The sequence below is a fragment of the Vibrio rubrogenes genome, assembly GCF_059641415.1.
Genome location: NZ_JCARSY010000011.1, coordinates 50801 through 64427, shown reverse-complemented (window position 1 = coordinate 64427; position 13627 = coordinate 50801). Strand labels below are relative to the sequence as shown.

Sequence of the window (13627 nt, the reverse complement as noted above, 5' to 3'; positions counted from 1 at the left end):
TAGCTAGCCAAGGGGCAATCGTTGTTTAGAACAGCCCTAATTGCGGCCGGGTCAATTCATCAAACCGATAGCCGATAAACGGTAGGATGGCATCAGCTACGGGTTTGAGTTGTTTATCGATATAGTGCTGGTAATCCAGTTTACTGGACTGATAGGCGACCGGTTCCGGGCCATTTAAAGTAATGACATATTCGATCACACCTTTATTTTGATATTGCAGCGGTCTTCCCCGTTGTTGATTGATGTCATCCGCCATCCGAGCCGCACGAACTTGCGGCGGGATATTTTTCTGGTATTCATGAAGTTTGCGACGTAGTCGTTTGCGATAGATCAGTTCCTGATCGTATTGGCCGTCAAGGGTTTCAGCAACGAGTTCACGAATGTAATCACAGGGATTTTCACCGTGGAAAACCCGCAGATAAAGTTGTTGCTGAAAACGTTTGGCGAGTTCAGTCCAGTCGGTTCTCGCACTCTCCAGCCCTTTAAAAATGAGCTGTTCTCCGTTGTCGGTTTGAATCAATCCCGCATAGCGTTTTTTCGAGCCGGTATCCGCACCGCGGATCGTTGGCATCAAAAATTTGGTGTAATGGGTCTCATATTCGATTTCGAGAAAGCTATTCAGACGATAGTTGTCCCATAAATGCGTTTTCCACCACTGGTTCACAGAAGTAACGAGTTGCTGACCAATGTGGTCGGCATCATGCTGATGATACACTCTACCTAACGATACGAATGTTGAATCCGTGTCGCCATAAATCACCTGATAACCTTGCGCTTCAATCAGTGTTTTTGTCTGCTTCATAATTTCATGGCCGCGCATTGTAATACTGGACGCCAGTCGAGTATCGAAAAAACGACAACCCGCAGAGCCGAGTACACCGTAGAATGAATTCATGATGATCTTAATGGCTTGAGAGAACGCTTTTTCTTGGTTCTTCTTCGCTTCGTCTCTGGCTGCCCAAAGGGTCTCGATCATCTGTGGCAGAAAATGTCGGGTGCGGTGAAATTGACCGCCACGAAATCCGGGCACGGCCTGATGTGCTTCAGGACCTACGTCGAGTTTGAGTCCTTCGATCAGCCCCAATGGATCAATCAAGAAAGAGCGGATGATAGAAGGATAAAGGCTTTTAAAATCGAGCACGAGTACCGAGTCATAGAGATTGGGGAGCGAGTCCATCACATAACCGCCGGGACTGGCTTGCCAGTGCGCTGCACTCAGGTTGGGGGCTACATAGCCTGCCCGATGAAGCTGCGGTAAATAAAGATTAGTAAAAGAAGCCACTGAACCACCGATTCGATCCAGCTCGATACCAGTGAGACGGGAGCGTTGAATAACAAAGTCGAGGAGGTGGGTTTTGGCAAAAATTCGATTCACTAACTGACAGTCTTTGAGGTTGTAAACCGCCAGACGGACTTTATCATGGCGAAACATGGTGTTGATTTCTTCCATCCGGTCATGCACTTGATGAATGGCTTTCCCCTCATTGAGTAGGGTCTGCGATACTGATTCCAGCGACCAGGAAGGGAACTGATAGGTCGCCGTTTTTAACGTATCGATGCCATCGAGAACCACACGGCCGGGAATGGTGACAAACCCTTGTTGAGATTGGCTCGATGTTCGGAAATAACTACTTTGGCGGTTGCGCCCCAGCATCAGTTTCAGATGGTGTTTTTCTGCCCGACGATGCAATAGACGGAAATCGAAATCAATGACGTTCCAACCGATAATAATGTCCGGGTCATAGGTTTGAAACCAATTGACCATGGCCAACAAAAGTGCGCGTTCATTTTCAACCCATTGGATCACCGGGATGTCACCGGTCTGATCAGTGGGAGAGCAACGTTCCTCCGGTGGGCGTTCATCTGTTTGTGGATCACCGATCATGATTACCCGGGAGTCCATTTCACTATCGAGCCCAATTGAGTACAAATGTCCTTTTTCCGAGCATTCGAGATCCAGAGAAACAACATTGAGCGTGGGTAAAAAATCGCCCCGACGACACTTTGCGTCCTGAACGATGCTGACATGACCCTGCTTGGTTATTTGACCGGTGAATTCAAAGCTTCCCCGAATAAAGCGTTCCATCAAATAGCGTTCAGCCAGTTTGATGTCACTTTCAAGTACTTCAATTTCTTCCCGACGACAGAGTTCATGGATATGGGCTGCTTCTTGTAATGTACTGGTATAACAAGCGGTCAACGGTTCATGCTCAAAACTTTTGAGTGGCAGCGGTTTTAATTCGGCGGTTATGCCCGTCTGAGTCAGCTTCTGGGCCATATATTTTGATTTCGTAGTCGGGATAAAACAGACCGGTTTCTCGTGGTGGATTAAAATTTGAGTTGGTCCTTCAGGCGTTGCCGCCCAAAGTTCTATCTGTGTCGTGCCGTTTATATCCCGCGCATGGCGGGTTAAAAGAAAACCTTTCCGGAGCGTCAAGCTTGGTTACTCATTTTGTTATTTATAGTCGTAATGATTTCATCAATTAATCGAATGCAGATCAATCTTCATTATAGTTTTATCGGTAAAATTTAGTGCATATCCTACACTATATAAGGATGTCTGATATCAGCATGTCTGGAGGATCGTATGATCACAATACACAGAGATTACTTATTGGTTCATCGCGGAAACAGAGATCACGCCCATGTGAAGGTTAATCCTGTCGGGCATATCGACATTGAGTTAAACTCATGTCAAGCGTGTTATCATTCCGCATTTGATGATATCCATTTTGAAAAAACGGGTAAAAAGACAAAACTGACTGGGAATCATCATTCATCTTCACCTTGGCAGGTGATGTTGTCTGATAACGATGCCAAAGAGCTTAATCATTTGATTGAAGAAGCAAATGAAGTCTATGAGGCATTGATGCGAGATCTGTAGTCAGATGTTGTATTAGTCGAATAAAGATTATATTCCCTGAAAATTTGTAAATTGGATTGATGCGCCAGGAAGGGGAGCTGATAAAGTGACCTGTTCAAGGCGTTTTTTTTGAATGCCCATTCATGGTGATGTTTGATCTGGCGATGTTTTATCCAGTGCACGTATCATGATGTAAGCTACTTATTATAAAGTAGTTTGTGCTTGTTTCTGGCGACGGAGAGGTTGGTGCAGAAACAAGATTTTGAGGTTGCTTAGATTAACGCGCTGAGAGACAAAGAAGTGCTTGCCAAAGCGATTGTTTGGGCTCATAGTCAGGGAATAGTGAAGGTTTTGGGTTAGGCACAACTGTGTCTGCCCGATGATGTTGAACCAATTGGGTGTTGAGCCAATTGATTGTGGAGATGCAAGTTTGATTAGCGTATTCCTTGTAGATGATCATGAGCTGGTTCGCACAGGGATTCGACGTATTATTGAAGACGTCCGTGGCATGAGCGTAGCAGGGGAAGCTGATAGCGGTGAACAAGCGGTAAAATGGTGCCGTAATAACCATGTTGATGTTGTTTTAATGGATATGAATATGCCGGGAATCGGTGGCCTTGAAGCAACGAAAAAGATACTGCGTTATAATCCGGATATTCGTATCATCGTACTGACAGTACATACGGAAAATCCATTTCCGACCAAAGTGATGCAGGCTGGTGCGGCTGGGTATTTGTCCAAAGGTGCCGGGCCGGATGAGATGGTGAACGCGATTCGGGTTGTCCATAGCGGGCAACGCTATATCTCTCCTGAAATTGCACAGCAAATGGCACTGAGTCAGTTTTCACCTGCGTCTGAAAATCCGTTTGCCGATTTATCGGAACGTGAATTACAGATCATGATGATGATCACCAAAGGGCAAAAAGTCACTGATATTTCAGAACAGCTGAATTTGAGTCCGAAAACCGTTAACAGTTATCGCTATCGCCTGTTTGCCAAGCTGGATATCAACGGTGATGTCGAGTTAACCCATTTAGCGATACGACACGGAATGCTGGATACTGAGACGTTGTAGTGACCCAAGCATTTGACCCCTCTTCTTTTTTAGCAACCGTTACCAATCAGCCCGGTGTTTATCGAATGTATAATGCCGAGGCTGAGGTGATTTATGTTGGTAAAGCAAAAGATCTCAAAAAACGTTTATCCAGCTACTTTCGTAAGACGCTGGATAACGAAAAGACCAAAGCCTTAGTCAGTCATATTGCCAAAATTGATGTGACGATAACGCATACCGAAACCGAAGCGCTCATTCTGGAGCATAATTACATCAAGCAATACATGCCTAAATACAATGTGTTATTGCGTGATGATAAGTCTTATCCCTATATTTTTGTCAGTGCTCACAGGCATCCGAGAGTGTCGGTATACCGTGGCGCAAAAAAGAAAAAGGGAGAGTATTTCGGTCCTTATCCTGATGCCGGTGCCGTTCGTGAAACCCTGCATTTAATTCAGAGAATATTCCCCGTTCGACAATGTGAAGACTCCGTCTACAGCCATCGGACACGTCCTTGCCTGATGTATCAGATTGGTCGTTGTGCCGGTCCGTGTGTGCCGGATTTGATTTCAGAAGAATCGTATCAGGAGCTGGTGGGCGATCTACGGCTATTTTTACGCGGTAAAGATCAACAGGTTGTTTCAATGCTGGTGGAGAGAATGACTTCCGCCAGTGAGGCGTTACGTTTTGAGGACGCTGCGAAATACCGCGATCAGATTCAGGCGATTCGTCGCATTCAGGAACAGCAGTTCGTCTCAGCCGATAGCCTTGATGATATTGATGTGCTGGGATTTTCCCAGGAAAATGGCTTGGCCTGTATTCATGTATTGATGATCCGGCAGGGTAAAATTCTCGGCAGCCGGAGTTTTTTCCCTAAAATTCCCGGCAATACCACGCACGAAGAGGTGTTTGAAAGTTTCCTCAAGCAGTATTATCTCTCTCATAACGAGTCGCGGACACTGCCGACTAAAGTGATTGTGAATCGGGGATTGCTGGAGGATGTTCAAGTTTTCCAAGTGCTGTTGACCGAGATGGCCGGGCGAAAAGTGCAGTTCTTTACCGAGCCGTCAGGGGTGCGCGGGCGATACCTGAAGTTGGCGAATACCAATGCGCAGACCGCAATCACTACCCGTCAGAATCATCGCATGACTATCTTACAACGGGTCAAAGCGCTTCAGGAAGAATTAGAGATGGAGCAGATCCAACGGATGGAATGTTTTGATATCTCCCACACGATGGGGGAAAGTACCATCGCGTCATGTGTGGTATTCAATCAGGAAGGTCCGGTCAAACAGGAATATCGTCGTTATAATATTACCGGCATTACCGGTGGAGATGATTACGCTGCAATGGGGCAGGTTCTCGAACGACGTTATTCAAAGCAGATCGATGTAGATAAAATTCCGGATATTATCTTTATTGATGGGGGGAAAGGTCAGTTATCTCGTGCACATCAGATTGTTTCGCGTTATTGGGATGATTGGCCAAAGCGGCCTTTATTGATGGGGATTGCCAAAGGGGTTACCCGTAAACCGGGACTGGAAACTTTGTTGACGGTCGATGGTGATGAATTTCATCTGGCGAGCGATGCACCCGCATTGCATTTGATTCAACATATCCGTGATGAAAGTCATAATCATGCAATTAGCGGCCACCGTAACAAACGCGGGAAAAGTCGGCGAACGAGTGCGCTTGAAGGTATTGAAGGGATTGGTCCGAAACGGCGTCAGGCACTGTTGCAGTTTATGGGCGGGCTACAAGAACTGAAACGAGCCAGTGTTGAAGAAATCGCCAAAGTTCCGGGTATCAGTCGATCTTTGGCAGAAAATATTCATCAAGCATTGAAACAATAGCGAAAATACAGCAACATAACAGCGCAAACAATAAGAGCGAAGCATATGCGTTTAAATATCCCCAATATATTGTCCCTGATTCGACTTTTCCTCATTCCGGTATTCGTGATCGCTTTTTATTTACCCTATAGCTGGTCTTCTTTTGCTGCGGCCGTGGTGTTCTGGGTGGCAGGGATCACCGACTGGCTTGATGGGATGATCGCGAGAAAATTAAAACAAACCTCTCGTTTCGGTGCATTTATCGACCCAGTTGCAGATAAAGTTTTAGTGGCGACGGCACTGATTTTGATTACGGAATACTTCCATAGCATCTGGATTACCATTCCTGCTGTGACCATGATTGCCAGAGAAATCATTATTTCTGCGTTGCGGGAGTGGATGGCAGAGATCGGTAAGCGGGCAAGTGTCGCCGTTTCTTGGATTGGTAAAGTGAAAACAATGACACAGATGTTTGCGTTGCTCGCATTGATTTGGCGTTATGATGACTGGATGATTTGGTTAGGATATATCTCAATTTATGTCGCAACAATTTTGACTTACTGGTCGATGTGGCAGTATTTGATCGCAGCTAAAGATGATCTTCTGAGCGAAGAAAATCATTGATAGTGCATCATTCTTGATGATGAACCCTGATATGACTATTTTCATATCAGGGTTTTTTAATAACTTATTATAACTAATTGAATTTAATCATTTTATTGTGCAGTAGTTCATTTTCATTCGATGATGTATAGTGAATAAAGTGATGTTTTCTCACGCGATCTGTCCTCATCAATGTCGAACACTATCTTAGTTATCCACAAAATCTGTGGATAAGATGTTTTAAAGGCAGTGAGTAACAATAACTTTTTGATTTAAAAATGAACGTGCACAAAAAAAGAACATTTTGTGCACGATTTTGGCGCGTTAGGAAGTGGGAGTTTTCTTGAACTGAACCAAGACTTTACCTTCTTTAGTCAGTACCGCTTTCAACATATACTCTATCGAGAGTGCGAGAGAAATATTCAGTACCACGAAAATTGCAATCATGATCATAAACTGATATTTGGCAGCAATGAATGGAGAAGCGCCCCCTAATATTTGCCCTGTCATCATTCCCGGTAAAGTGACCAATCCAATGCTTGCCATAGAAGCTAAAATCGGTGCATTCGCTTTTTGGATTGCATTTTGAATAAATGGTCGTGATGCGTAGCGGGGGGAGGCTCCTAAAGATATCGCTGCTTCGTATTCACTTCTGCGTTCTTGATAGGCCGTAAACAGATTTTGCAGGGCGACAATGTTGCCACTCAGTGTATTCCCCATCAACATCCCAGCCAAAGGAATCATGTACTGAGTGTTGTAAAAGGGCACCGGTTGGACCATCAACAGACACAACACAGCTAGCATGGGAAATAAGCCGATCATCATCCCTGTCATCAACGGGATGATTAACTGACGTTTAGGTAGATGGGCTTTTGATAGAATAGCACTCGCACCAACCCCGATGATGATGAATAGCCAGCAGGCATTCACAATAAGGCTGTTTAGTGCGAATAAATATTCCAGATAAATACCGACCAGACCCAGTTGTAGTGCCATTCGGGATACAGAGATAATAATATCTTTGCTGATCATCAGTCGGTAGTGAACACTCATAGCAATCGGAATAAGCAGTGTCAGGCTAAATATTGCCAACTGCCACCAAGAAATATCAATGACACTATTCATTACAGGCGGTTAAATTGATGAACGGAATGGCTACTCTATCTGAATTTGGGGGATAACCACAACTAGAATCGATGATTACTGACCATCATGATGACTTTCACAGACCGAATTGTTCGATGATTGGGGCATGTTGGGATTGATATAACGCTTGTTTGAGTTTTCCTTGCTGTTGATATTGCAATAATAACGGTCTAAGGGAGTGTTGCAGCACTGAAGTGTTCATGCCGGGGCGCAGTGTCGGTTCATAGAGAAGTTCCAGTAATACGATGTCCAAAGGCGATAGAAAGTCATTGGGTGTTTTATCATTGAATATGGAAGGGTAAGCCTGTTCTGAGTCATTGAACAATCCGAGTGCCTGGGTCGATTCTTCAATAATACATCCGAGCAATTTGCCGTGAGAACGGGCTTGATCGACAGGAATAACCACAGTTGCCCGACGGATTTCATGACTATCGGGATCAAGCTTTACGCCAAACATACAGACAGAACCCTTGGTATTTTTTAAAGCTTCCTTCCCGAGTTCTGTGCGAATAATCTGTCGCCATTGAGACTGACGCGTAAAATACCAAATAAAATTGGCATCAGCACGTTGAGTCACAATTGTGATAGGGACATGTGTCAGTTGTTCGAGATGAGCCAGATGGAGACGCGCCATTTTCTCGTGTAACGCTTGATCTCCGACATCATGCTGGAACCATACGCGAATCGGATGGGTCCACTTGGCGAGACGTGGTGCTTTTGTCGATGTAAATTCGTATTCGAGTGCGACATGGAAGAAAGCATTCTCAATAAACGCCGGACGTTCCCATGTCGGTAATTCAGCAAGCACTTGGTGACTGACGCTCAGGGTCATCATCAACCAGCATAGCCGTTGCCATCGCCATCGCCATCGCATATCAGTCTTCCGTCCCGAACTCAGGGATTCTGCTGAAGTGACTTTCGATCATGCGTTGTGTGACGATATGCTGCGGATTCGACAGGACATCCTCGGTATAACCGGATTCGACCACCTTACCTTCGTGCATGACGATGACTTTATCGGTAATGTGTTTAATGACACCAAGGTGTTGGGAAACATAGACGAAAGACACGCCCATTTCATCCTGTAACTCCATCAATAGATTGATGATCTGTGATCGCATGGCCATATCCAGACCATTTAATGCTTCATCGGCAACAATGATTGATGGTTGCAAAATCAGGGCTCTGGCGAGACACACCCGCTGCTTTTGTCCTGTTGCCAGCATCTGAGGATAAAAATAGGCATGTTCGGGGAGCAGACCAACCCGTAATAAGGTATCTTTCACCCGCTTCTGGCGAGCCTCGGGTAACATATCCGTATTCCGTTTCAGTGGCCCTTCCAAAATACGCCCAATCTGAATCTTCGGATTCAGCGATGTGTTTGGATCCTGAAAAATCATGCGGATGAGCTTACATCGAGTAGCATAATCTTTATGCTCCAGACGTTCGCCATTCACCCGGATTTCTCCCGTTGTCGGTTCGACCATGCCTGATAACATCCGAGCGAGAGTCGACTTACCCGAACCGTTTTGTCCGATGAATCCAATGGTTTGACCGACTTCCAATGTAAAATCTACCGACTCGACAGCATGATGAACTTTTTTCTTAAATAAGCTGGGACGAGTAATAAAAGTCTTCGATAAATCAGAAACTTCTAACAGAGGAATCGTCATTGTGTCTCTTCCATATTCAGCGGGTAGTGGCAGGAATATTTATGATTCTTAATCCAGCGGCTTTTCGGCATTTCAACACATTGACGTTGTGCATAAGGACATCTTGGTCCGAGCCGACAACCAATTGGCAAATGTTGCAGTGGTGGGATAGATCCCGGCAGTGAGTTTAATTTCTGCTTATGTGGGATTGATGAGCTGAAATCTGGCATGGCTGTCAGTAGTGCGACAGTATATGGATGTTTTGGGGTTGCCAAAATATTGTTTGTCATTGCCGACTCAATTGACTGACCGCAGTACATCACAGTAATCCGGTGGGCCCATTGGGTAATGGTTGTCAGGTCGTGCCCGATTAACAGAATCGTGGTGTTATTGACCTGATTCATTCGGCTTAAAAGTCGCAGAATTTGTGACTGTGTGATTGGATCGAGGTCATTGGTTGGCTCATCTGCTATCAGTAATTTGGGCTGTGTGGCAATCGCCATTGCGATCATTACTTTCTGACACTCACCATCGGTAATTTCATAGGGATAGCTTTTTAAAATACGCTGGTGATCTTTAATCCCAACTTTATGCAGTAAAGCAATAGCCTGCTTTTTACGCCATGAAAATCGTTGCCACCATTGTCCTTTAAATGTATGGGATGGAATGGCTTCGATCAGCTGTTTGCCCACCTCATCTGAGGGATCAAGACAAGTTGAAGGTTCCTGAAAAATCATGGCGATATCCCGCGCAATCACACGCCGACGCTCTCGCGGCGTGAGTTGCAGCAAATCGATATTGCCCAGCCTCATCCGATCGGCAGTAATACGCCAGTTCTCTTTACATACACCGACAATAGCTTTGGCAACCAGACTTTTACCTGAACCTGACTCACCTACCAAACCACGGATCTCACCTTCAGTCATGGTCAGACTAATGCGATCAACCGCTTTGACGAGCCCTTGTGGTGTATCGATTTCAATCGTCAGATGACGAATATCCAGCAGCGGCATTATTCAACCCCCTCGTTGAGTGATTGACGAGCCCCTTCACCCACCAGATTGACAATAATAACCGTAAACATAATTGTCAATCCGGGGAGAACCACAGTCCAAGGTGCGAGATAAAGTAACTCTACGGAGTCTCCCAGAATCGCGCCCCACTCAGAAGTGAACGATTGTGCCCCTAATCCCAGAAAACCAAGTGAGGTTATATCTAGGATAGCAACCGTCATGGCAAAGTTAATCTCTAACACAATGGTCGATAAAATATTAGGTAAAATGGAGTACCAAAGCAGGTAAATATCTTTTGCTCCGTCCAGTCTGGCAGCCATAATATAATCTTTTCCGACTTCATTGTGGACTGCGGTATAGGCTGAGCGAATAAACCGGGGAATCAGTGCCAGCCCGATTGCCAGCAGAATATTGGATTCACCAACGCCAAGAATGGCAACAAAAATAATGGCGAGCAGCAGTGATGGGATCGACATGACAGTGTCCATCAAGTGATTCAGAATACTCGAAAGTAATCCGGAGGTCATGCCAGCAGCGATACCGATGATTGAACCGACACACGTGGCGAACATGGTAAGGAGCACCGCATTGCCAAAAGAGTGTCGAGAACCTTCAATTAAGCGGGATAGAATATCTCGGCCGAGATCGTCGGTACCAAAAAAATACTCGACCGAACCGGCCGGATCCCAAGACGGAGGGACAAGTAAATGACTGGTATGTGCCTGTGCATCATGTGGCGAGATCCAAGGTGCCAACACAGTAATGATGATCAGCGCCAGCAGGCACCAGAGTCCGAACATTGCCAAATTATTATTGCGAAAACTTCGCCAGAACCGTTCGAACTGGGTTGGGATATGCTCTTCCTGATAGATATTATTTGTTAGCATACCAAGCCTTCCTTACGAACGGATTGATCAGGGCACCGAGCAAATCAGATAAAACATTTGCGGTGAGCACCAATGTTGACACGGACATGACCCCCGCTTGAATAGAGACTAAGTCCTCATTTGCTAGAGCATCCAGCAACCATCTGCCGATTCCCGGCCAGTTAAAGATGGATTCGGTGATAATCGCAAATGTCAGCATGGTGGACAGTTGAACTCCAAATTTAGGGATAATCGGTGGAATGGCATTGCGGAGCACATGCTCTCTAATAATTTGATATTGCGAGAGGCCTCGGATTCTCGCCACCCGAATATAGTTCTGATTCATGACGTCTGCCACGGATGTACGCATTAAGCGGATAACCTGTGTAGTCGGAGCCAGCGCCAGCACAGTACAGGGGAGAATCAGATGAGAAATTACACTTTGCAGAATCTGAGGACGGTAAACGCTTTTTGACAGAAAAGCGTCAATCAGCGCAAATCCCGTCACATGTTGAATATTATAAAGCAGATCATAACGGCCGGAGACCGGGAAAATTTCGTAATTCAGTGAAAACACCAGTAGCAGCATCAGTGCGATCCAATAAATTGGTGCTGAGTAGCCACACATTGACACAAAGGAAATCACCGTATCGACCCATTTTCCCTGTTTCATTCCAGCAACTGTTCCGATCGGGATACCGATCATTAATGAAATCAGAAAGGCAAACAGGCAAAGTTCCAGAGTGGCAGGGAACACGATGGCTAATTCATCGATGACAGGCGTTCCGGAACGATTTATGCCAAAATTGAGCTGGCTGATTTCAGATACATAAGCAAACCATCCTTGCCAGAAACTCTCGAGTGCCCAGTGAGAATAAGGATCAAATCTGAGAATACTGTATCCGACCAACGTCAGAATCAACAACGTGATGATAAAAAGGTTAAATTTACGGATTGAATAGAGAAGCATTATTTTATCCTCTCAACCATATTAAAAGGCTGCACATTGAATGGACTGAGCTGAAAACCAGTCAATGAATCATTATACGCCTTGAATTGCATGCCGTGTGCGATAGGAATCACCGGGAACTCTTGGTTAATGATATTTTGTGCCTGTTTGTAGAGGTTGAGGCGATAACGATGACGATCAACTTCTAATGCGAGATTCAGCAGGAAATCAAAATCTTCGTTACACCATTTGGACAGATTGATCCCTTCTTCTCGCGCATCGCAAGAAAGAATAGGGCGTAGAAAACTATCCGGATCACCGGTTCGTCCTGACCAGCCGGTCAGATATAAGTCAACATCGGTATACTCGGAGCGGTTTTGTCGGTCAATTCGCTCTTCAGGGATAAGGTGTAACGTAATGCCTATATCTTTCAGGTTTGCTTGGATGAGCTCTGCTGTTTTTCGTGGGCTCGGATTATAGGCTGTCGGTTCGAGCGGAACCAACATGGAAAGCTCTAATCCGTTACTGAAGCCAGCATCTCGTAATAATCCGAGTGAATAACCGTGATCATAACGAACCTGAACTGCATCTTTTTGATAGGCCCAGGATGTCGGGGGCAGAATGTTATAGGCAATCCTGCCGGTGCCATAATAAACGGAATCTAAAATATTTTGCCGATTAATGGCAAAACTCAATGCTTTGCGGACACGGGGATCACTAATCGCCGGGTGAGTTGTATTCACTGCGATAAAAGACACGTTCATGGCCGGTGTCGAGCTGAGCGAGATATGTTTTTGCTGTTCAATGATTGGAATTTGGCTCGAAATCGGTGTACTGAGTACATCGCACTCATTCCGCAGCAATTTTGCCAGTGTTCCTGTACCACGCTGGGCAATATCAAAAACAACCTGTTGCATTTTCGGCAGGCCTTTCCAGTAAAGCGGATGCCTTTTGAGCCGGATAAAGTCGCTCACCTGCATTTCATCGAGATAGAAAGGCCCCGTACCGACAGGATGGGTGTCAATCATTGCCTTTTCATCTGTATAAATCAGTTGATCGGCATACTCTTTCGAGAGAATCACAGCATGAGTGGTCGAGATATTCGCCAGAAAACTATTGTCGGGCCGTCGTAATGTGAACTGAACTGTGTAAGGATCAAGCGCATCAACACTCTTGACCAGATGTTTGAAGTTAATCCCGGCAAACCACGGATAGCTACTGTTGCCGACATTATGATATGGGTTATATGAGCTCAGGATCCGATCAAAGCTAAAGACGACATCTTCAGCATTCAGATTACGCGATGGACTAAACCATTTCGTCTGTTGAAAAGGAACATGATGATGGAGATAGAACGTGTATACCGTGCCCTGTTCATTAACCGTCCAACGCTCAGCCAGATTTGGCGAAGGGCGCTGGGTTTTCGGATCCAGTACGAGCAACGTATCATAAATTTGGGGACCGAGGGATTCAGCAGTAATGCCACTATCAACCAATTGAGGGTTAAGTGTATCCGGTGTACCCTGCCCACAATAGACGAAGCCTGTCTTTCTGATTTCGCTATGATCGGTATTCTGGTCATTACAGCCTGCTAAGAGTCCCAGACCGCAGAAACTCAAGGTGAGTTTTATCAGTATTTTCATTTTAAA

Annotated in this window: 12 protein-coding genes; 4 read left to right on the top strand and 8 right to left on the bottom strand. The window is 45.3% G+C overall.

The annotated features are described in order from the left end of the window. Positions 1-25: 25 nt before the first annotated feature. Complete coding sequence (locus tag AC55NX_RS10190) at positions 26-2437, bottom strand: DNA polymerase II (RefSeq protein ID WP_496995629.1); 2412 nt, start codon at positions 2435-2437, stop codon at positions 26-28. A gap of 150 nt (positions 2438-2587) precedes the next feature. On the opposite strand from AC55NX_RS10190, the gene AC55NX_RS10185 reads away from it, so the two are divergent. The 4 genes from AC55NX_RS10185 to pgsA all read left to right on the top strand — a co-directional run bounded on the left by AC55NX_RS10185 (position 2588) and on the right by pgsA (position 6373). Beyond that, entirely contained in the window at positions 2588-2884 is a 297-nt protein-coding gene (locus AC55NX_RS10185) for a hypothetical protein (protein WP_496995628.1), read from the top strand. A gap of 409 nt (positions 2885-3293) precedes the next feature. Further along, a complete protein-coding gene (gene uvrY / locus AC55NX_RS10180; RefSeq protein WP_059122692.1) occupies positions 3294-3938 on the top strand; it encodes a UvrY/SirA/GacA family response regulator transcription factor in 645 nt (214 codons plus the stop codon). After that, entirely contained in the window at positions 3938-5770 is a 1833-nt protein-coding gene (gene uvrC / locus AC55NX_RS10175; RefSeq protein WP_496995627.1) for an excinuclease ABC subunit UvrC, read from the top strand. The genes uvrY and uvrC overlap by 1 nt, the downstream gene beginning before the upstream one ends. 45 nt (positions 5771-5815) lie before the next feature. After that, positions 5816-6373, top strand: coding sequence for a CDP-diacylglycerol--glycerol-3-phosphate 3-phosphatidyltransferase (gene pgsA, locus AC55NX_RS10170; RefSeq protein WP_496995626.1), 558 nt, complete (start codon positions 5816-5818; stop codon positions 6371-6373). Positions 6374-6676: 303 nt separating this feature from the next. Here the strand turns inward: pgsA and AC55NX_RS10165 are convergent, their stop codons facing one another. The 7 genes from AC55NX_RS10165 to sapA form a co-directional block, all read right to left on the bottom strand. Next, complete coding sequence (locus AC55NX_RS10165) at positions 6677-7477, bottom strand: ABC transporter permease (protein WP_496995625.1); 801 nt, start codon at positions 7475-7477, stop codon at positions 6677-6679. A gap of 97 nt (positions 7478-7574) precedes the next feature. Beyond that, positions 7575-8372 (bottom strand): DUF2927 domain-containing protein, encoded by a 798-nt coding sequence (locus tag AC55NX_RS10160; RefSeq protein WP_496995624.1) that lies wholly within the window; start codon positions 8370-8372, stop codon positions 7575-7577. Position 8373: 1 nt separating this feature from the next. Beyond that, positions 8374-9171: a peptide ABC transporter ATP-binding protein gene (locus tag AC55NX_RS10155; protein ID WP_496995623.1), complete on the bottom strand. Its 798-nt coding sequence runs from the start codon at positions 9169-9171 to the stop codon at positions 8374-8376. Next, entirely contained in the window at positions 9168-10163 is a 996-nt protein-coding gene (locus AC55NX_RS10150) for a peptide ABC transporter ATP-binding protein (RefSeq protein WP_496995622.1), read from the bottom strand. The genes AC55NX_RS10155 and AC55NX_RS10150 overlap by 4 nt, the downstream gene beginning before the upstream one ends. Beyond that, positions 10163-11050, bottom strand: coding sequence for an ABC transporter permease subunit (locus AC55NX_RS10145; RefSeq protein WP_496995621.1), 888 nt, complete (start codon positions 11048-11050; stop codon positions 10163-10165). Before AC55NX_RS10145 ends, AC55NX_RS10150 begins: the two co-directional genes overlap by 1 nt. Beyond that, a complete protein-coding gene (locus AC55NX_RS10140; protein ID WP_496995620.1) occupies positions 11037-11999 on the bottom strand; it encodes an ABC transporter permease in 963 nt (320 codons plus the stop codon). The genes AC55NX_RS10145 and AC55NX_RS10140 overlap by 14 nt, the downstream gene beginning before the upstream one ends. Then, positions 11999-13621: an ABC transporter substrate-binding protein SapA gene (gene sapA / locus AC55NX_RS10135; protein WP_496995619.1), complete on the bottom strand. Its 1623-nt coding sequence runs from the start codon at positions 13619-13621 to the stop codon at positions 11999-12001. Before sapA ends, AC55NX_RS10140 begins: the two co-directional genes overlap by 1 nt. Positions 13622-13627: the final 6 nt, after the last annotated feature.